The organism is Chroococcidiopsis sp. TS-821 (assembly GCF_002939305.1).
Taxonomy (GTDB): domain Bacteria; phylum Cyanobacteriota; class Cyanobacteriia; order Cyanobacteriales; family Chroococcidiopsidaceae; genus Chroogloeocystis.
On the sequence record NZ_MVDI01000001.1, the window covers coordinates 389193 to 413409 of the forward strand.

Consider the following 24217-nt stretch of genomic DNA (forward strand, 5'->3'; position numbering starts at 1 on the left):
TAATCTAGCTTTTGGAGGATAGATTTTATGAAAAAAGTATGACTAAAGGTAGTTGCCAGTTCTAATACACTTCTGGCACAAAAAATTGCTCGTTCTTGGGAGGGCGAACATAGTTACCACTAGGCTGTCTTGGCGGTAATTCCATTGGTTCAGGAACTATATCTTGATACTGAATTTTGCTGAGGATGTGGCTAATGCAATTGAGACGCGCGCGTTTTTTGTCGTCGGCTTCTACGGTAAACCATGGTGCTTCAGGAATATTAGTATGCGCAAACATCACGTCTTTGGCTTTGGAGTATTCTACCCAGCGATCGCGCGATTCGATATCCATTGGGCTAAGTTTCCAGCGCCTCGCTGGATCGCTAGCGCGTGATTGAAAGCGACGTTCTTGTTCTTCATCGCTAATCGAAAACCAGTATTTGAGTAATATCATGCCCGATCGCACTAACATCCGCTCAAATTGCGGACAGGAAAACAAAAATTCCTCATATTGTTCTTCAGTACAAAAACCCATGACGCGCTCAACGCCAGCGCGATTGTACCAACTGCGATCGAATAGCACAATTTCTCCACCACCAGGTAGGTGCGGGACATACCGCTGAAAATACCATTGCGTTTTCTCGTGGTCTGATGGTGTCCCTAATGCAACTACTCGACAACCACGCGGATTTAAACAATCAACAATGCGTTTGATTGTGCCGCCTTTACCTGCTGCGTCACGCCCTTCAAAAATTATACCGACACGCAAACCCTGATGCTTGACCCAATACTGTAATTTGACCAATTCAACTTGTAGTTGAGCTAATTCTTTTTCGTATACTTTCTTTTTTAATTTTTTCTTGGTTGCATCATCGGCATCTTGAGCTTGGTTATTTTTTTTAGATGTCATTGCTACAGTTTAAGTAATGAGATTTACTTAAAAATTGCCTAGATTGAATACTATATAAGTTTAAATTTTAGTATATAAGTTTGATAGGTTATTCATTTTTACTTTTATTAATATTCGCGCCTCGTGAATATATTTTTAATTAACAATCAAACTTAAAAAAACGGACAACTCAATATTTAAATCTTGCTACAGTCAATGCACTGTCTTGTTCTCTCATTATGTTGCCATCATCGGGAAGTACGAAGACGAGATCGCTACCGCCGCAATTGACGCGCTTTTTAGTTTGCGGGCTTGGTAGTTTAGGACAACACTGTGTTGCAGTTTTAAAAGATTATGGTGTTGCCGTCAGTGCGATTGATTTAGTATTGCCGCAAAATTGGGAAATTCCTGAGTTACCAAGTTTATTAGATGATTTAGTAGTTGGCGACTGTCGTCAAACGAATATTCTAGAACAAGTCAAAATTCACGAATGTCGTTCAGTTCTTTTAGTAACAAACGATGAGCGGGGAAATACGGAAGCAGCCTTTGCCGCCCGACTGTTGAATCCACACATTCGGTTAATTTTGCGGTCTGACAAACAAAATCTCAATCAACTTTTGAGTGAAAATCTCGGTAATTTTGTGGCATTCGAGCCGAGTCAGCTATCAGCCGCCGCATTTGCTTTAGCTGCTTTAGGCGATCAAACGTTGGGTTATTTTAACTTAGAAGGACAATTACTGCGAGTTGTCAAGTATCAAATTAAACCAGGAGATCGCTGGTGCGATCGCTGGCTGGTATACGGCTTAAATACTCGCAATCGTCGCGTCTTGAGTCATACAACCAATTCTTCACAATTACCGAAACAATTTTATGAATGGGAACCAGAAGCAAAGGTCAGCGCAGGCGATACGCTAGTGTACATCGAAGTTGCCCAGTTAAGCAGTACCGCGCAGCCAGTCAGAACGCATTCTGCTAAGCAACATAAAGCTATACCTCGCGCTTTAGGGCGTCATCTTCAGCAACAACTCAGCCAATTTTGGCAATGGATGTATCAATATCAAACGCATCGGGTAGCAGTGATTTGCGGTGCGACAGTATTGACGTTATTAATTTGCGGTACACTTTTGTTTCGCTGGGAATATTCAATTGACTGGCAAGCCGCTTTCAACGCCACAGCAACGTTATTATTGGGCGGCTATGGCGATTTGTTTGGTGATATTAGACCAGAAACTCCGCTATCTTTGGGGTTGCAAGTTTTTAGTTTAATACTCGCGCTAGCAGGTACAGCATTTATCGGCGTACTTTATGCCTTACTCATTGAGATGCTGTTAACTTCGCGGTTTCACTTTAGAAGTCGCCCGCCGCTACCACAACAAGATCACATTGTTGTGATTGGATTAGGTAGGTTGAGTCAACGCGTCGCGACATTGTTGCAAGAATTCAAGCAAGCGATTGTCGGAATTAGTCACGCAGAGTTAGATTCTGGAATATTACCGCAAATGCCGCTAGTCGTAGACAATATCGCGAGTGCACTTACCAAAGTGCATCTTGAAAATGCGAAAAGTGCGATTGTAATTACCGAAGATGATTTAGAAAATCTGGAAGTTGGCTTGATGATTCATGCGGTGAATCCGCAGTTGGGCGTTGTTATTCACTGTTACGATCAGCATTTTAGCGATCGCGTCGCGCGGTTGTTTCCCTATGCAAAAGTATTGTGCGCTTCAGCATTATCGGCGGAAGTCTTTGCGGCGGCGGCGTTTGGCGAAAACGTCTTGAGTTTGTTTCACTTCAACAACACAACCGTACTCGTGACAGAATACATCATTGAAGCAGGAGATACTTTGAATGGTTTAATCTTGTCTGAAGTTGCTTACGGTTACGGTGTCGTTCCCATTTTGTATCACCACAAACATGAGTCAGCAAAATTAATGCCTGCGTACGAAACGCGACTTTATGTCGGCGATCGCTTAGTTGTGTTAGCGACAAGCCATAGTTTACAACGTATCGAACGCGGCGAGTTAGCCCCGCGACAGTGGCAAATCCGCGTTGAAAAGGCTTTGTATCAAGATGCAATTTTTGATGGTGCCAATGCGATCGCGCTTATTTCCGGTTGCAGTTTGGCGATCGCCCGCCAATTAATGAACAATTTACCTGCCACCTTACCACAACCTTTGTATTATCACCAAGCACAGCATTTAGTCCGCGAATTGAGCAAAGTTCAAGTTAATGCACATTTAATTCAAATTGTCAATAATATTTAATGGCGATCGCATTACAAGTGGTTTATATAGCTCCGAGTTCAGTCGAAAGGCAACTATAATTTATGCTACGCTTCTAAACGCCAGATACCGCCATAAAACGATCTAATTCTGCAATTCGCGCCTGTTTGTCTTCAGAACTCAAAAACGTAGCTTGAAACGAATTCTTCATCATTTGATAGATATCCGCTTTGCTTAAACCCAAAGCTTGCTGAATTTGCTGTAAATTCTCAGCGACATAACCACCAAAATAAGCAGGATCGTCCGAATTTACTGTGACGCACAATCCCATATGCAATAGTTGTTTGATATTATGCTTTTCCATTGCATCAAACACGCACAGTTTGATATTCGACAGCGGACAAACCGTAAGTGGAATTTGTTGTTCAATCAAATATTTCACTAACTGGCTATCTTCAATGCAGCGTACGCCATGATCGATACGCGACACATTTAATAACTGAATCGCCTCCCAGATATATTCGGGTGGTCCTTCTTCCCCTGCGTGTGCTACGGTGTAAAATCCAGCTTCGCGCGCGCGGTCAAACACTTGCTGAAACTTCGATGGTGGGTTACCCATCTCGGATGAATCTAAGCCCACAGCAACAATCGTATCTTTATAAGGCAATGCTTGTTCGAGAGTTGCCATTGCTGATTCTGCACTCAAGTGTCGCAAGAAACACAAAATGAGATAAGAAGAGACACCAAGTTTTTCTTTAGCATCTTGCAACGCTTGATAAATACCTGCGTGAACCGTTGCAAACTCAATTTTGCGAGAAGTATGCGCTTGCGGGTCAAAAAATATTTCAGTGTGCCGTACATTTTCCGCAGCTGCTTTTTGCAGATATGCCCAAGTCAAATCATAAAAGTCTTGTTGTGTCTGCAACACGCTCATCCCTGCATAATACAGATCGAGAAACGACTGTAAATTTTGAAAGTTATACGCATCGCGGACTTCTTGAACAGATTTGTATGGAAGTTCAATTCCATTACGCTTTGCTAAGGCAAACATCATTTCTGGTTCGAGAGAACCTTCAATATGAATATGCAATTCAGCTTTGGGAATCTGTTGTAAAAAAGTATCCATCGTTTTTGAATAGGTTAAAAAATAGGTAATGGGTAATGGGCAATCAGTAATCGGTAATCAGTAATATATATTTTGCTTGACCAATTACCAGTTACCAGCCTTTAAGTTATGTTTACTTTCCCCACCTACTTAATAATTACCAATTACCAGTTACCAGCCTTTAAGTTATGTTTATTTTCCCCACTTACCAATTACCAATTACCAATTACCAAGCTTAAAGCAATATTTTGTCTTACTCAGCGGTTCCAAAGCGTAATGTCATAAAGACAAATCTAGCGATAAAGATTGCTGCCAGAATCCAGGTAGCGATAGTTACTTCATGAGCTTTACCTTGTAGTGTCTTAGCAATAGGATACGTGATAAAACCTACAGATAGTCCTGTTGCAATTGAGTAGGAAAGTGGAATAAAGAAAATTGTCAAAAATGCAGGAATCGCTTCAGCAGGATCGCCCCAACGAATTTCTAAAACACCTGCCATCATTAAAACGCCTGTAATCACCAATGCAGGAGTTGTCGCGTACGCAGGAATAGCCTCAAAGATTGGTACAAGAAAGATTGCGAAAACGAACAAAATACCTGTAATCACCGCTGCAAAACCTGTACGCCCGCCTTCAGAAACGCCTGCGGCTGATTCTGCATAAGTTGTGACAGTTGATGTACCAACGATCGCCCCAAAAGTCGTTCCCACCGCATCGGCAAATAGCGCTTGGTTGACTCGTGGTAGTTGTCCATCTTCTTTAATGTATCCTGCTTTCATACTCACGCCAGCAAGCGTACCTACGGTATCGAATAGATCAACAAATAGAAATACGAGTAGAACCGCAACAAAATCGATAAAGTTCGCTGCGGTTAACCGCGAAAAACCGACAAAACTTTGCCCAATTAAATCGGTTGGTGCGGTAGGAAACTGTACAATTCCTGTAGGCCAAGGCGTGTTGCCCAAAATCCAGCCGAGTAATGCAGTTGCTAAGATTCCCCAAAGTAATGCACCTTTGATGCGGCGTACTAGGAAGGCGGTTGTGATAAAAATACCTGCGATCGCAAGCAGCGTGTTTGGTTGCTGTAGACTGCCTAATGTTGTTGTTGTGACTTCACTACCAACAATAATTCCTGCACCTCCGGTTTCTGGATTGCCTGAAAGTCCAATGTAGGCGATAAATAACCCAATACCTACCGAAGTCGCTGTTTTGAGTGATAGTGGAATCGCATCGATGATTTGTCGACGCACGTTTGTCAAGGTGAGTGCAATAAAAATTAAACCTTCGACAAATACGGCAGATAGTGCTAAGCGCCAGTCAATATTTAACGTTAAAACAACCGAGTAAGCAAAAAAGGCATTTAAACCCATTCCTGGGGCTAGTGCAAAAGGATATTTTGCTACAAATGCCATTACTAAGGTGGCGACTGCGGCGGATATCGCCGTGGCAAAAACTTGTTCTGCAAACAAATCGCGTGGTTGATTTAAGAAAATCGCATCCGATAAAATTAACGGATTAACGACTAGTATGTACGCCATCGTCATGAAGGTCGTCAACCCTGCTAAAGTCTCGATGCGAAAGTTTGTTCTGTATTCACCAAATTTAAAGTAGCGGGCGATCGCAGCTTGCCAACCTGTATACTGTGGTCCTCCAGGTGAACTTGGGTTCTGCGTTTCTAACTGATCGATATCGCTATTCATCTAGCAGTCTCCGTATGCCATCTTTGCCGATCTATATCGATTTACTTTTCACGGCTCTTGGTAGGTATACACTTAAACAAATGTAATACCAAGGCACATTTTTAGATTTATTTAACTAGCTGCATACTTTATAGTGATACGGAGTTATTTTTTGTTGATTAAGATACAAATTTTCTGTATGCTCAAGAACAGCTAATTTATGCAGGTATGCCACAAATAAGCATTTACAGCAAATAATAAATCAAAAATCATAAAAATCACGTACACAAGATATACCAATTGATAATAAAGAAAGTCTGATGTAATATCTCTCCAATATATGAGATACATAAACTAAGTTCTCCTCTGCTCCTCTGCTCCTCTGCACTTCTGCTTCCTCTGCTTCTATCCTCCTGCAAATACTTGTTCGGCTGTTAACATCAATTCAGGGAATGTAGCTGAAATTATTCTTTCTGCACCGCGAAATTGCCATACTAGGTATTCACCCTCACTTAACTGATAAACCGAAATAGTCGGGAGTTTAGGAGTACCGATATAACGCGCAGCCCCTAAAGCTAGATAATCTACAATCCAGTATTCAGGAATCCCCAATGCTTCGTAGTCTGCGAGTTTCTTTAAATAATCGTCACGCCAATTAGTGCTGACAATTTCAACAACCAGTAATGGTGGCGGTTCTGTAAGGGCGATCGCCGCAGATCGCGTTTTCATATTTTGCCACTGTTCGGCTGTAACTACGCATACATCAGGAATTCGGGCAATATCTTTACCTTCAACTGGCGGGATTTGAATGGCGATCGCGCCTTGTTTAGAAACTAATGCGAGCGATCGCTTTTTAATGTATTCTCTAAACGTATCATTGAGAAACTCCGCAATATCGGCGTGTTGACCAGTAGGTTGCGCCATTGCAACGAGTTCTCCGTAGATTAATTCGTAAACAGTATCTGTCCCGTCTTCATATGTTAAATATTCGGCAAACGAGAGATTTTTAGGTAAAGCTTGAATCATAGTGTTAATATCATTACTCAACAGTTGCTAATTGGTAACAGATTTCTTTTCAATTACCAGTTACCAATTACCCCTCACCGTGTCCAACATCCTCGGTATCAAATGAAAGCGATCGCCATTGAAACCCACCGTTTAATTTTGCGCGAACTCACGCTAGACGACGTGGAATATTTGGCACGAATTTATGCCGATCCGGTGGTGATGAAATACTACCCTAAATTAATCACTAGAGAAGAAACAAAATACCAGATCGCCAGAATGATCAACGGCTATCAACAACGAGGTTGGGGTTTGTGGGCGACAATTCACAAAGCCGATCGCAAATTTATCGGGCGTTGTGGGTTGATACCGCAATTAGTCGAAGGAATTCCCGAAATTGAAATTGGCTATATGCTGGCGAAAGAATATTGGGGACAAGGTTTAGCAACAGAAGCCGCTTGTGCTATTCGCGATTATGGTTTCAGGCTGGGGTGCGATCGCCTCATCTCTCTAATCGCTCCTAAACACATCGCATCACAAAAAGTGGCGCTCAAAACAGGATTGTGCTATGAAAAAGACGCAATTTTTCGGGGTAGAACCGCACAGGTTTATGCGATCGCTCGACCAACAAATTCTAAGTAATTGTTACTCAACTCTTTCACCGCCAAGTCATACAACTGCTTACCATGTTCGGGTGTCGCTAACGCCGGATCAGAACCCATGCGCCCATCAGGATAATGCTGGCGAAAGTTAACAGGACCATATATCGGATGTCCTTTACCAACTTCAGCAGATAAAGGCGCGTGTTTGATCGATTCAGGATAAACGTATTGCGTCACCGCAACTTCACTAGGAGTCGCGTGCGAACCTTCGCGATCGCCGTACAATTCTTTTGCTAACTGATACACCGAACTGCACATAAACCAGTTACCAACTTGACACTGAACTTGATCGGCGTTATTCACACCAATTTCTGCAAGATAAGTATACGTTTCGGCAAACGCAGCTTTAAGTGTAGCAATATTACCACCATGACCGTTGATAAAGAAAAACTTGGTAAATCCTGCTTTTGCTAAACACGTAATATAGTCGCGGATAACTAAAATCATCGTGCTAGGGCGCAGACTAATCGTACCAGGAAACGCGGTGTGATGCAGTGCCATACCGACATTAATTGTCGGGCTAACGAGTGCGCCAGTCGTGTCACCAACACCATGTGCGATCGCTTCTGCACAAATCGCATCTGTACCAATTAACCCCGTTGGTCCATGCTGTTCAGTAGAACCAATTGGGAGAATAATACCTTGAGATTTTTCTAAGTAAGCTTCGACTTCCAGCCAGGTACTCAAATGCAGTAGCATAATTTCTTGCAGCGAACGACTCTATCTATTTATCGTAAGGAATCATTTGCAGACTTTTGTTTCATTAGAAATGTTTTTACCAGCCGAACTATATAATCCAGCAATAAGTCTTAGTCCATTTAACTATCAGTACTCATTGGATTTCTGAATAACTTTAAAGGTTGATTGTGCGCCGAGTAAGAAATCAAGTCAGGGAAGCACTCATTGCACTCATCCTCAGTACTTTGACAACTAGAAAAATTGCATTCTCTGCGGAAACAGAATTGTTTAGCTTAAATCGAGTTGATTTTGCCTACATCCTAATAATGCACTTTTATGAATATCTACTTTATTAAAATTAAAATGATGTTGGCTCGGTTCTCAGTCGCGATTGCAGTAACAAGGTAGTAAAACCACATATTCTTGAGAGCGAGCATTGTAATAAGCAATTTGTTCTTGAGTTTCCGCAATCATGTGAAAGAAAATCGCTACATAAAATAACTCTCTAAGTGAGTACAGGTTCTGGGAGTGCGCCTTGCATCTTACTTAAGAAATCGATTAGGTTTTCGAGTTGTTGGTTAGCGCTGAGGACACCTAAACCGCGTACGGTAACTTTACCAGGCGAATACACAAAGCGCGATCGCAAACTCTCGGGTAAATTTGCTGCAAGTAGATTCCACGCAGGTTCTTCCATTGGAGTTTCTAAAACCACGTGCTGTTTACCTTCCGGTTTAATGCGGCTGAATCCTAAAGACTTAGCAATTTGCTTAAGTTCCATCACGCGCAAGAGTTGATTTGCACCACTAGGGATAGTACCGTAGCGATCGCTCCACTCGGCGGCAATTTGCACTAGTTCTTCTTTCGTTTTGGCAGCAGCGACAGCACGATAGGCACTCATCTTTTGATCCATATCTGTGATATAATCTGCGGGGATAAACGCGGTGAGATTAAGGTCAATTTGCGTATCATCAACGCTGGGAATTTCTTGCCCGCGAATTTCACGAATTGCTTCTTCCAGCATTTCCATGTATAGATCAAAACCGATCGCATCCATTTGACCGGATTGTTCTGCACCGAGTAAATTACCAACACCGCGAATTTCCATGTCGCGCATTGCTAGTTGATAACCCGAACCAAGTTGCGTAAATTCTTGAATCGCGCGTAAACGTTGCCGCGCCGCATCGGATAAGGCACGTTGTTTCGGGTAAAATAACCAAGCATGAGCTTGAATTCCCGCACGACCAACACGACCGCGTAGCTGGTAAAGTTGCGATAAGCCAAAACGATGCGCGTCTTCGATTAAAATTGTGTTGACCCTGGGAATATCTAATCCCGATTCAATAATTGTGGTACAAACTAAAATATCCGCTTCACCGTTACTAAACGTGAGCATTGTTGACTCAAGTTCGCCTTCATCCATTTGTCCGTGGGCGATCGCAATTTTTCCCCCTGGGATCATCTCGCGCAGATTTGCCGCAGTTTCTTCAATACCATCAACACGGGGAACAACGTAAAATACTTGTCCGCCGCGGTCGAGTTCTTGGCGAATTGCACTGCGTACCGCTTCTGAATCATACGGTGCTAAATGCGTTTTAATCGGGCGACGAGTTGGAGGTGGTGTTGTAATCAAACTCATCTCGCGAATTCCCGACAGCGACATATATAAAGTGCGCGGAATCGGAGTTGCACTAAGAGTTAAAACATCAACTTGCGTTTTGAGGGATTTGATTTTCTCTTTTTGATTCACGCCAAAGCGCTGTTCTTCGTCTACTACCAATAAACCTAAATCGCGGAAGTTTACGCCTTTACCGAGTAGCTGATGCGTCCCGACAACGACGTCTAATTCCCCAGTGGCGAGGCGGCGTTGAATATCGCGGCGTTCTTCTGCGGTACGGAAGCGGTTGAGTAAACCTACTTGAATTGGGTAAGGTGCAAAACGTTCTTTAAGCGTGTGATAGTGTTGTTGAGTAAGAATTGTCGTCGGGGCGAGCAGCGCGACTTGTTTACCCGCAGTCACAGCTTTAAAGATGGCGCGGATTGCAACTTCCGTTTTCCCGAAACCGACATCACCACATACTAGACGATCCATCGGGCGATCGCTTTCCATATCGCGTTTGACGTCTTGTACCGCCTTTAGCTGATCCGTTGTCGGTTGGTACGGAAATGAGTCTTCAAGTTCTTCTTGCCAAGGTTGATCGGGAGGATAGCTAAAGCCTTGTTGTTGCGATCGCGCGGCATACAATTTCAGTAAATCAACAGCAAGTTTCTTAATTGCTTTACGCACGCGGTTTTTAGTGTTTGCCCAAGCTTTCCCCGTCATCTTGTTCAATTCTGGGGGCGACGCACTTGTACTGCGAAATCGCGACAACGATCCGAGTTGATCGGCGGCGACGCGCAGTAAACCATCAGCATATTGAATAACAATGTATTCGCGGGTTTCTTTGTTAAGCGTTAAGCTTTCGAGTTTAAGAAATTTCCCAACACCGTGATTGCGATGGACAACATAATCGCCAGGGCGCAGCTTATTTAAATCAACTTGCTTTGATGCAGCTTGGCGGCGCTTGCGCACATAATTGGGCGTTGCTAAAGTATGCTGACCGTAGAATTCGCGGTCTGTAACGACGACAAGACGAAATGTTGGTAAGATAAATCCTTCGAGTTCAGCTAAACCCGAATACTTCAAAGCGACTGGCGTGTGTGATATTTGCAGCTTGTCGATCGCTTGAAAGTCGCGAGGGTTAGGAATAAATTGTGCTGGACAATCGTGTTCTTGTAATAAAGAAACAGATCTAGAAGGCTGCGCTGACACTAACCATACCGAAAAACCGCGATCGCGTTCAGTGCGAATCGTTTCCGCAATCTTGCCAAATTGATGCGGTGTTACAGGTACAGGACGACTAGCGAGATTGATAGTTGTAAGTGCGGAATTTTCTTCGATGACAAGTTCTGAAAGATGGAGTTGGCGGAAATTACTGGCAGTTGCTAAGGAGTCTTCAAAAGCGCGATGGATGCGTGGTAAATTACGGAGTGCGGCGTGTTGTTCTTCGGCATTTTCTACCCAACGGTCACTATGGGCTTGACATTGTTCAATTTCATCAATGGCAATTAGCGTATTTTCAGGTAAGTAATCAAGTAACGATGCGGGCTTGTCGAAGGCTAAACCCAAGAAGCGGCGGCTACCTTCTAATATTTGATTTGTTTCAAATTGTTCTTGTTCTTCTGGTGATAAGTAGGCGCTGACTTGTTGCTTCTTATCACCCAGTGAGGAAACGATAATCGGCGCAAAAGTTGTTGGGGTAAGTACTAGCGAATCGATTTTATCTAGTGCACTACCATTAGTGCTGCGCGATCGCTGTGTTGCTGGGTCAAACTCGCGAATTTGCTCAATTTCATCCCCAAACCACTCTAACCGCACGGGTAACTCGGAAGCCACCGGAAACACATCGACAATATCCCCGCGCCGACTCCACTGTCCTTCAGTTTCTACCAGCGGTACTCGCTCATAACCTAACTGTGCAAGCTTGTCACCAAAAGTATCTAAATCTAACTCCATCCCCTGCGCAATATTTAAACAATACGGCTGAAACGCCTCCAAGGGTGGTAAATGCGGTTGCAACGCCGCCTGAGTAGCGACAATAGCCATTGGTGATTGTCGTTCTTGCCCATTACCTGTTACCGATGACCCATTACCCCTAATTAAATCTGCCAAAACCTGCATTTGTCCCCACGTCATTTCTGTTTCAGGGTCAAATGGTTCGTACGGGGAAGCTTCAGAAGTCGGATAAAAGTGCGTTGTTTGCCAACCCATTGCTTCTAGCTGTGCACTCCAACGTCCAGCTTCTTCGAGGGTGGAACACACAACCAAAAGATGCGATCGCGCCTCCTGTGCCAAAGCTGAAGCCACCAATCCTTTAGGAAGGCGAGGAATGCCGTTTAACCGACAGACGCGCTGTCGGTCAAGTTTAGTTAAAATTTCTGTTGCGAGCGGCGATCGCCCTAAAGCACGAACAATGGAAAAAAATGCCATAGCTTCCGCTGTCTTAATTGATGTCTTCTGCCTAATAAGGCGCTAGAAAATAGGTTCCTTGACTATTTTAGAGTCCTTGACGCAATGAAATTGAGCAATTAAGGGTTGGATTCCCCTACTCGTTTTGTGTGAAGGTTGCTACGTATAGGCAAGCAGGGGTGCAGAGGAGATCTGAGGAGATTTGACAGCTATGATTTGTGGCAATCATTTTTACAATTGGTGTAACAAAACCAATCTTGAGTTAACTTAGGATGCCGATCTGTTTTCTGTTTCCACAACTTGGTAACTCAGAGATAATAATGACATTTCATACTCACTAGCCACTAGCCACTATCTTCTTGCCCCCTCCAACTTCCTCCATGAACTTTGAAATTCTCATCATTTTGCTGCTGATCGTCGCTAATGGCATATTTGCTATGTCAGAAATAGCAGTTGTTTCGTCACGCAAGGCACGGTTGCAACAATTGGCAAACGAAGGTAATGCTAAAGCACGGGCAGCATTGAAGCTTGCTGAGTCGCCGAATAACTTTCTCTCAACTGTGCAGGTGGGAATTACACTCATTGGTGTTCTGACAGGTGCTTTTGGTGGTGCAACGATCGCTAGAAATATCGCGAGTTATCTTCAACAAATTCCTATACTTGCACCGTATAGTCAAGCGATCGCGTTAGCTATCGTAGTTTTAACTATTACATATCTTTCACTGATTATCGGCGAACTCGTACCCAAGCGCCTCGCACTACATAGCCCTGAACGAATTGCTGCGAATATTGCAATGCCGATGCGATTGATTGCTGCACTCTTTTCACCAGCGGTTTACCTGTTAAGTGCTTCTACTGATTTTGTGCTACGCATCTTAGGAATAGGTCCCTCGACAGAACCGCTTGTCACCGAAGAAGAAATCAAAGTTTTAATCGAACAAGGAACCGAGGCGGGAACGTTTGAAGTGGCTGAACAAGACATGGTAGAACGCGTCTTTCGGCTTGGCGATCGCCCTGTGAGTGCGTTGATGACACCACGTCCTGAAATTGTTTGGCTTGATTTGGAAGACTCGCTGGAAGCAAATCGTCATAAAATTATTAATGGCGGACACTCGCGCTTTCCGGTATGTCAAGGAGGCTTAGATAACGTTTTAGGAATAGTGCCTGTAAGTGACTTGCTCGCGCGTTGCTTGTCGAATCAACCGCTGGATTTAACTGTTTCACTGCGTCAGCCGGTATTCGTTCCAGAAAGTACGCGCGGGCTAAAAGTTTTGGAAATGTTTAAGCAAACAGGGACGCACATTGCCCTCGTTGTTGACGAATACGGTGTGATTCAAGGATTAGTGACGCTCAATGATATTCTGATTGAAATTGTCGGTGATGTTCCATCTGCTGACGATCGCGAAGAACCCCAAGTAGTACAACGCGAAGATGGGTCTTGGTTACTCGATGGCATGTTATCGATTGATGAATTTTTTGAACTTTTTGCAATCAAAGAAATTCCCACCGAACATCGTGGTAGTTATCAAACTTTAGGTGGTTTTGTGATTACGCATCTCGGGCGCATTCCTACCGCTTCTGACTACTTTGAATGGCAAGGAATGCGAATTGAGGTTGTTGATATGGATGGTAATCGCGTTGATAAAGTATTGGTTGCACCAATAGAAAACCCATAAACATAAAGAAGGGAATTTAGCAGCAATCAGCCTGCATGTTCTCTTATCCATTGAAGAAATGCTTTAATTGTGGCGTTTCTCCCTGCGGTTCTACTCTGCACTAGGTATTGCGGAATAACTTCAACTACAGGGATTCCTGGAAAAATCAGACTATTTGAGGACAAAATATACTTTCCTGCTTGTAACAGATTAATTTGTAGTGTATCTTGCTCAAAGCGCCAAAGTTCAGGAATGCCGAGTGCTTGATACAGGCTTGGATGCGATCGCGAAGTAATATCAATTTATATAACTAAATCTGGTGGAGGATCAACGGTTAAATCAAGGCGCTTCTTGCTGCGAATTGCCAACTCGTTTTGAATGTAAAAACATTGGTCTGGCTCGATACCTTTGAGCATTGCCTGATTCTTCGTTGTCGAACCTAAACTTCTAAACTCAATATCTAACTCCTCTAGTAGCGCTTTGACTAAATCGCTGATGATTTCTTTATCATCTTCGCGTTCAGGCAACGGTGTCATAATTTCTAGCGTTCCATTATCATAAGTTATCCGCGCCGAGCGATGTTCTCCTAATTCATCTAAAATTAGCTCGAACTCCTGCTAACTCACTTCATGTAACAGTACACGCTGCCCTGGTGGAACGCTTATTCGTCTCAGTTCTAATAACATTCGTCAACCCTCCTGCCTAATGACATTATCATTTGATTCACTCAAAGACTTACTTCTAGACGCAAGACATATAAATCACTTCTCGTCTATTTAGTAATCAACTACATCTTGACTGATACATAGGAACTCCAAGACAGAATTACATAACATCAATCTACAATCCGTAATTGAAGAGTATCAGCTTTAATATTAGTTTCTTGGTTTGAATCTGTGGTTAGACTCAAACCCAATGCATAGCTAACTACTTTTAGAAACAAGCATGGTTTAGTATCGTAGTGCTTGCTCTTCAATCAACTAACACTCATTCTCTACAAAGTTGACACGCGAGGATAGCTCGATCAATTATCGTTCCCACAGTAATGTGACAGTTTTGAAACAGTCTACAAACTACAACCAATAAAATAAATAGTTGTAATAGAAACGCGCTCAAACCTCTTTCATCCATTCTAACAGTTTGCTCTTCTCAGACAGATTTTTACCTAGTTTATCAAAATCATTTGGAACTTTTTTGTTTAATATTCGACTATAGAACTAAAGACACAAAATACTAAATACTACCAAGGAAAAGATTATGAAACTCTCTTTAAAAGCTGCTACAATTTCTGCTCTATCGGCACTTTTTATTGCTCCAATAGTTGTGGCTCCTAGCAAAGCTTTTGCCCAACCTACTGGTACGAATGCAAGCTATATTGGCGGAGGTATAGCAGCCGGAGTAACAAACGGCGGACAAAGTGGAGATGCTGCTACTTTTGGCGGAAATATTCAAGCTCGATACGCAATTCCTAACACTCCAGTTTCTGCTCGCGGTGCTATTCTTTTCAGCAATGAAACGAGTGCTATCATGCCGATTGTTTCTTACGATGTACCAGTTTTTAATAACACAAACGTTTATGTTGGTGGAGGCTACTCTTTCGTAGAACAAAACGGTAGACCTACTCCTTTGGGTAACAGAAACTCTTTTGTTTTAACAACAGGAGTAGAAACGCAAGTGGCTAGAGACATCATCCTCTACAGCGATGCGAAACTAGGTATCCGCGCTTACGAAAATAGCCCAGCTTCAGCTGTTAGTTTTCAAGCAGGTGCAGCTTATCGCTTCTAACTATATAAAAGGATGAAGGGAATTTAACACCTAACTCTTAATTTAAATTAGCTAGGGTTGTCTAGTGTAAAATGTAATGACAACCCTTTTTCCTTGAATATATATCTATGGTGAAAGGTCAAAGATGAAGGAGCTTAAGTGGGCTATGATTGTTAATTGTTAAATTTTAAATTATAAGTTATCAAAGTTGCTTCAACTCACGTCATGAAAGCATTAAGAGCGCAGCGATGCAGAAGTAGTGCGCGCAGGCGTACTCTGTTCGTATAGTTACAGTCTTTAGTCTGTTAATTAAGAGCAAAAAGCAAAGCTAGATGGAGGAATGCTAACCATCGAACTTATGTCATAACTATTGGATTGCGATACTGCTTTTAGGTACGTTACTTCTTGTTGAATTGAGGGTAATGTTTCCAGCGATTTAACTAATGTTTCAAATTCAATGATATTTTTGTAAGTCTCGAGCAGACACTTTTGAGTCAGTCTGCCATATAGTCCTTGGGCAATTAATTCAATAATATCTCGATGGTGTTCTAGCGATATGCCTTCTGATACTAACTGTTTAGGATTAGTTCCCCACTTCAGTATCTTAAGCAGCGTTTGGGGCGATGTTTGAGCGAAGATCGAGGTTGTGACCTCTTTGATTGCTGTTTTCAGTTCGTATTTAATGTTAGCTTCTGGCAAGCTCAAATTATCTGTCAAGGTTCGGATAATTGATAGGTGTTTATCTAATACCTTGCTAGAAAAGCAAGCAAGCTCTGCAATCATCATATCTCCGGATGCTTCTACTTGCGAATTTTCCAAAGCATTAATCAATAAATTGATTTCTGTAGGTTGACTCCAATCAAATTGCCCTAAAAAACAAGGTTCTTCATAACCTGGTAATAGCCCTTGAAAATAAATTGGCAGTTGTTTACCTGATTCAATAATTTTGTAGAGGGCAATTTCTAATGTTTCGGTAGGCCATCCTAAATTGCGCACTGTGAGAAATTTTAGTGTTTTTGGTTGAGATAAAACAAGGGCATTAAGTAGTAAATGTAAAGCTTCATGGATGTTTTGTGCTGTTATGTAGCGGTGGGGAGCATGAATATTGATGATTTTGCTTTGCTGAATTTTGTCTGATATTTGCTGACATACGGAACTATTATTTAACATATGTGTAAAGCGCACCATTCCGTAAGTGACATTGCCTTTTTGTGCAGCTTGTGCTATCTGCCACTCACAGAGTTTTTTAGATGCGGCGTAAACTTCGGCGGTAAAGTATCTCGCAGCTTTACCTGTTGAAGCAAAAATACATTGTTGTACGCCGTATTCTTCGCAGAGTTGAATAATATGTTGAGTACCGCAAATTGCGGTTGTGACTGTTTCTCGAATTTGCACTTCTGCTAACCCAGGAAGGCGTTGCGCGGCTAAATGAAAAACAATATCTGGTTTTTCAGTTTCAAATATATACTTGAGCGCGGGGTAATTACGGATATCAGCAGCGTATAAAGCGATCGCTTGTTTTTGAACTTTATTCGGTGTTAAGTTGTATAAATTAGCACATCTGGCTTTATCCACGGATACGACTTGTCGCGCACCTAACTCAACCAGTTTTTTGACTAACTCACTACCAACACAACCTTCTCCACCAGTTACAAGCACAACTTTGCCTTGCACTCTGCTACTAACTGCTGATTCGTACAAATGAATTGTGCGCTTCCACACATCAGTAAAAGGATCTTCTTGAAGTTGTCCCTCAGCTTGATAGGCTTGAATTAAATCTGCGGTTAGTTCCGTCAAGATTGTCAACACTTGAGGATCTTGCGGTTCTGGTGAACCTAGTGGAACTATTTCTTGGATGCGTTGAATAATGTTTGATTTGCTGGTAGCGCGAGCCGCTGGTAAGAGCACCTTAGGTTTTCCTTAGGCTAACTAGTTAATTTTTTGGGATTTTTGGGTAAAATAAATTACTCTACTTTACCCATCCTTTTTATAACGTGTATAAAATTCATCTAGTCAGCCACTTACTGAGAATTGATGCAATCTTAAAAAAACAACGTCGATTGGTACATTTTGATTAAGAGGGCTTTAAGGAATGTATGGTGTAAATGGCAAATACTTGTCTTTGTGATATGAACGAGATATTATTTGCTCATTTAGGAACATTAAAGTAAATTAAGTTGAATTAAAGGTTAATTAGTACAAATTTAACGAGACAAGATAGACACTATTTTTTTAGTAATTCACAATTCTATAAGTTAAGTGGGTAAAAATAAACATCACCTCATAAGGGCTGGCAACTGGTCATTACCACGAAATTACTCGCCAAATGTGTTGTATAGTATTCAATTATGCCCGCATACTTATTTGCACTAAATATCCTTATGTACAAAGTTGTATAGCGGTATCTTTAGGAATTGATACTTATTAAGCGATCGCCCGCGCTTAAGCTTTAAGATAATATTAAGGTTTAGGCGATTTCGTATCATAATCCTTGTTTTTGATTGCGCAGGAGTTGTATAGCATACTTAATAGCAACTCCTGCTTTTTACCATGTTAAGATTGGAGTATTCACCGTAATGCCGACTGGATTACTGGGGATTTACTAAAAGCATAGATGTGTTAATAATTACTCGCGTCTGTCATAAATCTTTATTAGAGAGAAACTCTGCTAAAAATTGCAATGGTTAATTCTTCCATTCCCACTCCCGTAACGAAAAGACCTTCTAAAGTAGAAGGCATCAAAGAACGCAGTAATTTTTTACGCGAACCTGTAGCAACAGAGCTTCTACAGGATACAACGCATTTTAGCGAAGAAGCGGTACAAATCTTAAAATTTCACGGGTCATACCAGCAAGATAACCGCGACAATCGGATCAAGGGACAGGAAAAAGACTACCAATTCATGCTGCGGACGAAAAACCCTGGTGGATTGGTTACGCCACAGCTATATTTAACGCTAGACAAGCTTGCAGAAGAATACGGCAATCAGACATTACGTGCCACGACGCGACAAGGGTTTCAACTGCATGGAATTTTGAAGAAAAACCTCAAAAGCGCGATCGCTGCTATTGTTAAAAGTCTAGGTTCGACGCTCGCCGCTTGCGGTGATGTAAACCGCAACGTCATGGCACCACCAGCCCCGTTTAAGAATCGTGCAGATTATCAATATGCGTGGAAGTACGCGCAAAACATTGCCGATTTACTAACGCCGCAAACAGGGGCATACTACGAAATTTGGTTGGATGGGGAAAAAGCAATTAGCGCTGAGGAAGATCCTGCAGTCAAAGAAGCACGGCAGAAAAATGGTACTGGAACCATTTTCCATGAAGGCGAGGAGCCGATTTATGGCACGCACTATATGCCGCGTAAGTTCAAAGTCTGCGTCACAGTACCTGAAGACAACTCGGTAGATTTGTTTTCTCAAGATCTGACGCTGGTAGTCATGATGAAGGACGACGAGCAACTAGCGGGATTTAATGTCTATGCGGGTGGTGGTTTGGGACGAACGCACAATAAAGAAGAAACGTTTGCCCGCCTAGCCGATCCGATTTGCTACGTAGATAAAGAAGATGTTTACGACATCGTGAAGGCTATTGTCGCCACGCAAAGAGATTACGGCGATCGCACAGATCGACGTCACGCGCGCTTGAAGTATTTGATTCACGACTGGGGTGTGGATAAGTTCCGCTCGATGGTGGAAAAGTATTTTGGCAAACCGTTACAACCCTTCAAACCGTTACCAGAGTTTAAATACAAAGATTTTTTAGGTTGGCACGAACAAGGAGACGGTAAGCTGTTTTTGGGAATTTCCGTCCAAAATGGGCGGATTATGGACGATGCCAAAATGCAGCTGCGCACTGCCTTACGCGAGGTTGTGCAACAGTTCAATTTACCAATCCGATTGACACCGCACCATAACGTTATTTTCTACGAAATTGAACCGGAAAAACGGCAGGCGATTGAAGCGATTCTGAATCGCTACCACGTAGAAGCCGATCCACATGCGATTAAGCCTTTGGTACGCTATTCAATGGCTTGTCCTGCTTTACCAACGTGCGGTTTGGCAACAACCGAATCGGAACGCATCATTCCGAGCGTTCTCGACCGCGTTGAGGCATTGTTGCAGAAACTCGGTTTAGGTGACGAGCATTTTGCAATCCGGATGACAGGCTGTCCAAATGGATGTGCAAGACCATACATGGCAGAATTAGGATTTGTCGGTGCAGGTCCAGAAATGTACCAAATATGGTTGGGTGGTAGTCCGAACCAAACGCGCTTGGCACAAGTTTACATCGAGAAAATGCACCTGAATAACCTAGAAACAGAATTTGAACCATTGTTTGTCTACTTCAAGCAAGCGCGTCAAGGTACAGAAACTTTCGGTGATTTTTGCGATCGCGTTGGGATGGCGTCGATTCGAGAATTTGCTGCGAACTATACTCCACAAGTTTTTGAAGAAACTACGCAACCACTACCCGATGCGAACGCCACTGTCGTTGAGACTGTACCGCCAGCAAGCAACGGTAAAATCCGCTCGCGTCACCGCATCAGTATTCGCGATGATATTTACAACAAGCTCAAAGTCATTGGCAGCCGCGATGGTAAAACGTTAACCGCAATGGTAAATGAAGCGTTAGAAACTTACCTGAAAGAGCAGTCATCTGAGTTTTAGGTAGTTATGTCACCTCTGGTTGACTTACCAGGCGACCGTTGAGTTGCTAGTGACTAGTTACTAGGCAATAACTACACTACAGGTGGTTAACCGGACTTGATAGCAGTCTAAAAAAACCGATGGCGCAATTACAACGACTAGCGATCGCACATACCCAGCTGCACAACGAACAAATTTTGCTGGCGAACGAACAACAGCATTATCTTTATCGAGTGTTGCGGTTACGGGAAGGCGATCGCTTTATTGCGATGGATGGTACGGGGAATTCATGGCTCGCCGTCTTATCAGGAAATCAAGCGCAAATTCTTGAGTCGATTGTTGTTGAATCCGAATTAAACGTTGCAGTCAATTTAATTCTGGCACTACCCAAAGGAAACGGCTTCGATGAAGTTGTCCGCTGCTGTACAGAACTTGGCGTCAGTTCTATCGTACCTGTATTGAGCGATCGCACTTTATTGCAACCGAGTCCGCAAAAAGTAGAACGCTGGCGACGCATTGCTAAAGAAGCCGCTGAACAATCAGAACGCAATCTTATTCCGACCATTTTAGAACCTGTTTCTTTGCAGCAAGCACTGGCAGACGCAACTTCTTCAAAGCAGTTGTATTTTTGCGTAGCGCGACTTAACTGCCCGCATCTAAAAACAATTCTCGCGCTGGCAACTGCTACAGAAATGACAATCGCAATCGGACCTGAAGGCGGATGGACAACATCGGAAATCGCCGCAGCACGCGAAGTAGGATTTCAACTTGTTTCGCTAGGTCGTCGAGTCTTACGGGCAGTAACGGCACCCATTGTCGCCATGTCGTTAGTGTCAGCTGCTTTTGATGGGTAAATTAAGCAGAGATGCCCACCTTATTTACTATGATAGAGCAAATCGCTGCTGCAATAAAGTGCCAAGACTATCGCCGCGCAGGCGAATTAGTCAACCAAGTTCTGCAAGAGTCACCCGAAAACGCTTGGGCGCAGCTTTATTTAGGGCAATTACACGAAGTTGCTGGCAAATTAGCACTGGCAGAAAGTGTGTATCGTCAACTCTTACAAAAGACCACAAATACGAAGGTTCTAACTCAAGCACGGCATGGTTTGCAGCGCGTTGCGGACAGATTACAACAGCAAAGGCAAAATGCGATCGCCGCTTCGACTGCCGATCCTGATGGCGCGCAAATCGGTGTATTGATTTTAGAACCGATTCCCCAAGAAATTAAAACAACAGTTGCTCGAACATTTGGGCAAATTATGCAGCTAGATCCTTACACGGCGCGTCTCAAGTTACCAACAAGGGGTTGGAGATTTTACAAAAGCGGCAAAATTGGCGAATTGCGGTTTCTAGGAGAGAATTTACGTGCGGCTGGAATTCCTTGTTTTTGGACAACCCTCGTAGAAATTGAGAGAATTCAAGTTTTTCAAGTCAGCTACTTTCAATCTACGACACCGCCTATAGTGATGGGTCACAATGCGCAAGGTCAACAAAGTTCAATAGCGTTTGATTGGTCAGAAGTTAGCCAGCGGGTAACGGCACAATTACCAATTTTCGAGCAAGTCGTCGATCGCGATGTGCGTGGGAAACTACAGCGCAAAACGCAAACGCAAGACTACGCGCAATTTTGCGATCTTCATCTTCCTGAAAGACTTTGTATTCTCCGATTGTGCGATCGCAGCTATCAGTTTCACCAAGGATGTGCTATGATGAATCGCCTCAACGATCGAACCGTCAGACTCAGTTGGAATCGCCTCAGCCACTTTTTTCAACAGCAAATACCCCAAGCCAATGTTTGGGCTGACTTTGCACCTTTCGCAGATACAGTTCTCGATCAAATAGAATTGCTGGGACACCTCAAGTCTCACATCAATTTGTTCCGCAGAACTGAGACAACTTGGGACCCAGCATTTCATTTATACAGTGGGCTAATTTTGACTAAAGCTATCCGCCGCGAGTAGCTTGATAAGTCAGTCTTATCCAGGAGTTTTAACTTGACGCGCCATATCCAAAAATGAGTTCATATTTGGACCTGGACGACGGCGACCGTTTGAACTAGCTGTTGTTGGATTAAGGTACTTAGGCGCAAACGTTGTTTCAGTTTGCGGTTTATTTATTGTGCTAGTTGCCGATGGTTTAGCTGGTACAGGTTTGACACCCTCGGCTGTTTGCTCTAGTTGTACCTTTGGTGCTTGCGTTGCTGTCGCGGGTTCCTCTGCTTTAGTAGATTTAGCAGCTATCGCTGGTTGTTCAGCTTCCTTAGAGTTAGCCGCTGTTACTGGTTCTTCCGTCTTTTGAGTTACTTCCTTTACTTTAGCTGCAACGGGTTCAGCCGTCTTCTGCGCTACTTCAGTTACTTTAGCAGTAATCGGTTCAGCTTTCTGAGCCACTTCATTTAATTTTGCGGCAACAGGCTCTAAGGCTTGTGTTACTTGCTCTTTAACCTTGGTAGGCTGCGTTTCCTCAGCCTCATCTAGTTCCATAAAGTAGCCATTACGTTTTCGCTGCTTTTTAGCAGGGCTTGCTGTTGACTTGTCTGCTTCTAAACTGGGCTGATTTTTTTGAGACTTCTTGCCACCAAAAAGCCCAATAAAAAATGATAAAATTCCACTGAATATATTTTTGATAAAACCGATCATGACAACCGCTCCTAGCGTTGACGCGCTAAACTCAACTGTAACTTTAGATAACTAAGACAAAATGTTACCTTTTATTTAGCCTTGATTTACCTTAATTTGATGATTAATCGCACAAAAAGCGTTATAACCAGCACCCTCATCTCTGGGCAGAGCTTCCTAAAATTCCTTTACATTTAGGCAACCGAGTATTTCAGGCAACTGAAGCCTAAGATACAAACTGCAATTAATTATGAGATTTTCACGGAGATCGAGCAAGATTTTTATACTTTTTTTAACATAAATTTACTTCTAGCAGCGTACAGCACAAATGCTCAATACTTGATGCACAATTCATGGTTATAAGCACCTAAATAAGCGGGTAAGTATAATTAAATATCACACAATATTTATCGGGTAATAGGTTAAGTTTTTAGTGCTCAGCATTTAGCAACTTCCCCCCTGCTGAAGAACTGGACAGATGCTACCAACTAGCAGTGCATCAAGTTTATCAAGCAACAAAGCTGCCCAGCAACACGCTACCTAAACACTGTCCTTGAACAGTTGCTCAAGTTTTCGATCGAAACTGGTTGCCAAATTAATTTCAGGTAGAGGCTGAAAAGTTATTTAATAGGAACTAGTTGAAAATTGATATGCAGTGCAAAAGCATTTACAGCAGGGGTCAGGGGTTAAACTATAGGCAAGGGAAATCACTACGAGCTTCGATAATGCCTTAACTCTATATATCAAGTATCGTGCAATGGATCGCGAGGAATTGCCGCCGCTCGAAATAATGAATCATCAATAAGTGGCAGAATTATGTAAAATTGCCACATCTTGATTTGTCAGTTTGTCATTCAAATGCCAGGAGCCGGATTTGAACCAGGGACACGAGGATTTTCAATCCACTAGTCTAGTACGTAAAAACAAGGGTTCCAGCTCGTGCTAAAACCCATTGGACTAAATTTGGCTTAAATCCTCGTCTATATACGAGGCTATCGGGGTAACTCCTTGCTGTCGCCAGGGAAAAATCTAAAGTCAAGAATCTGATCCGCTGAGTAAGGACACTCTGCAGGAAACACGTCCGATAACCCCGTTTCATCCTTAAGCCGTGCTTAATTTTTATTCATCTGGATAAAATCTGGTTCATAGATGAGTTATGGAGCGTGGGAATACTCACCTAAGCAGATGCCAGGACCCGGATTTGAACCGGGGACACGAGGATTTTCAGTCCTCTGCTCTACCAACTGAGCTATCCCGGCAGGTGTGTTTTTTTGCGCTTAACTAATGTAGCAAATTGGTATTGGCTTTG

15 protein-coding genes, 1 tRNA gene and 1 pseudogene are annotated in these 24217 nt (G+C 42.8%); 7 read left to right on the forward strand and 10 right to left on the reverse strand.

What is annotated here, in order from left to right:
* Positions 1–61: 61 nt before the first annotated feature.
* Positions 62–889 (reverse strand): polyphosphate kinase 2, encoded by an 828-nt coding sequence (ppk2, locus tag B1A85_RS01865; RefSeq protein ID WP_104545227.1) that lies wholly within the window; start codon positions 887–889, stop codon positions 62–64.
* Between the two features lie 218 nt (positions 890–1107).
* On the opposite strand from ppk2, the gene B1A85_RS01870 reads away from it, so the two are divergent.
* Positions 1108–3129 carry an NAD-binding protein gene (locus B1A85_RS01870; RefSeq protein WP_104545228.1) on the forward strand — a complete coding sequence of 674 codons (2022 nt, stop codon included), beginning with the start codon at positions 1108–1110 and terminating at the stop codon, positions 3127–3129.
* Between the two features lie 73 nt (positions 3130–3202).
* On the opposite strand, the gene B1A85_RS01875 is transcribed toward B1A85_RS01870, so the two are convergent.
* The 3 genes from B1A85_RS01875 to B1A85_RS01885 form a co-directional block, all read right to left on the reverse strand.
* Positions 3203–4213, reverse strand: a complete 1011-nt coding sequence (locus B1A85_RS01875) for an adenosine deaminase (protein WP_104545229.1) — start codon at positions 4211–4213, stop codon at positions 3203–3205.
* A gap of 232 nt (positions 4214–4445) precedes the next feature.
* Entirely contained in the window at positions 4446–5891 is a 1446-nt protein-coding gene (locus tag B1A85_RS01880) for an NCS2 family permease (protein ID WP_104545230.1), read from the reverse strand.
* A gap of 384 nt (positions 5892–6275) precedes the next feature.
* On the reverse strand, positions 6276–6896 hold the full coding sequence (locus tag B1A85_RS01885; protein WP_104545231.1) for a Uma2 family endonuclease: 621 nt from the start codon (positions 6894–6896) through the stop codon (positions 6276–6278).
* Positions 6897–6998: 102 nt separating this feature from the next.
* Between B1A85_RS01885 and B1A85_RS01890 the strand changes: the two genes are divergently transcribed.
* Positions 6999–7517: a GNAT family N-acetyltransferase gene (locus tag B1A85_RS01890; RefSeq protein ID WP_104546273.1), complete on the forward strand. Its 519-nt coding sequence runs from the start codon at positions 6999–7001 to the stop codon at positions 7515–7517.
* On the opposite strand, the gene B1A85_RS01895 is transcribed toward B1A85_RS01890, so the two are convergent.
* Both B1A85_RS01895 and mfd read right to left on the reverse strand, forming a co-directional pair.
* Positions 7484–8236, reverse strand: a complete 753-nt coding sequence (locus B1A85_RS01895; RefSeq protein ID WP_104545232.1) for a creatininase family protein — start codon at positions 8234–8236, stop codon at positions 7484–7486. The two genes, B1A85_RS01890 and B1A85_RS01895, sit on opposite strands and share 34 nt — an antisense overlap.
* Positions 8237–8720: 484 nt before the next feature.
* The gene (mfd, locus tag B1A85_RS01900; protein ID WP_104545233.1) at positions 8721–12242 is read right to left on the reverse strand and encodes a transcription-repair coupling factor; all 3522 of its coding nucleotides are present in this window, start codon (positions 12240–12242) and stop codon (positions 8721–8723) included.
* A 359-nt stretch (positions 12243–12601) separates the two neighbouring features.
* Here mfd and B1A85_RS01905 point away from each other — a divergent pair, with 359 nt between their 5' ends.
* Positions 12602–13897, forward strand: coding sequence for a hemolysin family protein (locus tag B1A85_RS01905; RefSeq protein WP_104545234.1), 1296 nt, complete (start codon positions 12602–12604; stop codon positions 13895–13897).
* A gap of 26 nt (positions 13898–13923) precedes the next feature.
* On the opposite strand, the pseudogene B1A85_RS25895 reads toward B1A85_RS01905, so the two are convergent.
* A pseudogene (locus tag B1A85_RS25895) lies at positions 13924–14562 on the reverse strand (Uma2 family endonuclease).
* A 571-nt stretch (positions 14563–15133) separates the two neighbouring features.
* Here B1A85_RS25895 and B1A85_RS01915 point away from each other — a divergent pair.
* Positions 15134–15661, forward strand: coding sequence for an outer membrane beta-barrel protein (locus tag B1A85_RS01915; protein WP_104545235.1), 528 nt, complete (start codon positions 15134–15136; stop codon positions 15659–15661).
* Between the two features lie 288 nt (positions 15662–15949).
* Here B1A85_RS01915 and B1A85_RS01920 read toward each other — a convergent pair whose 3' ends face one another.
* Complete coding sequence (locus B1A85_RS01920; RefSeq protein ID WP_104545236.1) at positions 15950–17548, reverse strand: polysaccharide biosynthesis protein; 1599 nt, start codon at positions 17546–17548, stop codon at positions 15950–15952.
* A 772-nt stretch (positions 17549–18320) separates the two neighbouring features.
* On the opposite strand from B1A85_RS01920, the gene sir reads away from it, so the two are divergent.
* From sir to B1A85_RS01935, 3 genes are all read left to right on the forward strand, one after another.
* Complete coding sequence (gene sir, locus B1A85_RS01925; protein WP_104545237.1) at positions 18321–20312, forward strand: sulfite reductase, ferredoxin dependent; 1992 nt, start codon at positions 18321–18323, stop codon at positions 20310–20312.
* A 119-nt stretch (positions 20313–20431) separates the two neighbouring features.
* Positions 20432–21145, forward strand: a complete 714-nt coding sequence (locus tag B1A85_RS01930; RefSeq protein WP_104545238.1) for a 16S rRNA (uracil(1498)-N(3))-methyltransferase — start codon at positions 20432–20434, stop codon at positions 21143–21145.
* A 29-nt stretch (positions 21146–21174) separates the two neighbouring features.
* Positions 21175–22251, forward strand: coding sequence for a M48 family metallopeptidase (locus B1A85_RS01935; protein ID WP_104545239.1), 1077 nt, complete (start codon positions 21175–21177; stop codon positions 22249–22251).
* Positions 22252–22266: 15 nt separating this feature from the next.
* On the opposite strand, the gene B1A85_RS01940 is transcribed toward B1A85_RS01935, so the two are convergent.
* Positions 22267–22929 (reverse strand): hypothetical protein, encoded by a 663-nt coding sequence (locus B1A85_RS01940; RefSeq protein WP_104545240.1) that lies wholly within the window; start codon positions 22927–22929, stop codon positions 22267–22269.
* A gap of 1165 nt (positions 22930–24094) precedes the next feature.
* Positions 24095–24167 (reverse strand) — tRNA-Phe (locus B1A85_RS01950).
* Positions 24168–24217 lie beyond the last annotated feature (50 nt).

Excerpts from the sequence above, each read along its gene's own strand:
- ppk2 (WP_104545227.1), bottom strand. The coding sequence starts at position 889 with ATGACATCTAAAAAAAATAACCAAGCTCAAGATGCCGATGATGCAACC.
- B1A85_RS01870 (WP_104545228.1), top strand. The coding sequence starts at position 1,108 with ATGTTGCCATCATCGGGAAGTACGAAGACGAGATCGCTACCGCCGCAA.
- B1A85_RS01875 (WP_104545229.1), bottom strand. The coding sequence starts at position 4,213 with ATGGATACTTTTTTACAACAGATTCCCAAAGCTGAATTGCATATTCAT.
- B1A85_RS01880 (WP_104545230.1), bottom strand. The coding sequence starts at position 5,891 with ATGAATAGCGATATCGATCAGTTAGAAACGCAGAACCCAAGTTCACCT.
- B1A85_RS01885 (WP_104545231.1), bottom strand. The coding sequence starts at position 6,896 with ATGATTCAAGCTTTACCTAAAAATCTCTCGTTTGCCGAATATTTAACA.
- B1A85_RS01890 (WP_104546273.1), top strand. The coding sequence starts at position 6,999 with ATGAAAGCGATCGCCATTGAAACCCACCGTTTAATTTTGCGCGAACTC.
- B1A85_RS01895 (WP_104545232.1), bottom strand. The coding sequence starts at position 8,236 with ATGCTACTGCATTTGAGTACCTGGCTGGAAGTCGAAGCTTACTTAGAA.
- mfd (WP_104545233.1), bottom strand. The coding sequence starts at position 12,242 with ATGGCATTTTTTTCCATTGTTCGTGCTTTAGGGCGATCGCCGCTCGCA.
- B1A85_RS01905 (WP_104545234.1), top strand. The coding sequence starts at position 12,602 with ATGAACTTTGAAATTCTCATCATTTTGCTGCTGATCGTCGCTAATGGC.
- B1A85_RS01915 (WP_104545235.1), top strand. The coding sequence starts at position 15,134 with ATGAAACTCTCTTTAAAAGCTGCTACAATTTCTGCTCTATCGGCACTT.
- sir (WP_104545237.1), top strand. The coding sequence starts at position 18,321 with ATGGTTAATTCTTCCATTCCCACTCCCGTAACGAAAAGACCTTCTAAA.
- B1A85_RS01930 (WP_104545238.1), top strand. The coding sequence starts at position 20,432 with ATGGCGCAATTACAACGACTAGCGATCGCACATACCCAGCTGCACAAC.
- B1A85_RS01935 (WP_104545239.1), top strand. The coding sequence starts at position 21,175 with ATGATAGAGCAAATCGCTGCTGCAATAAAGTGCCAAGACTATCGCCGC.
- B1A85_RS01940 (WP_104545240.1), bottom strand. The coding sequence starts at position 22,929 with ATGATCGGTTTTATCAAAAATATATTCAGTGGAATTTTATCATTTTTT.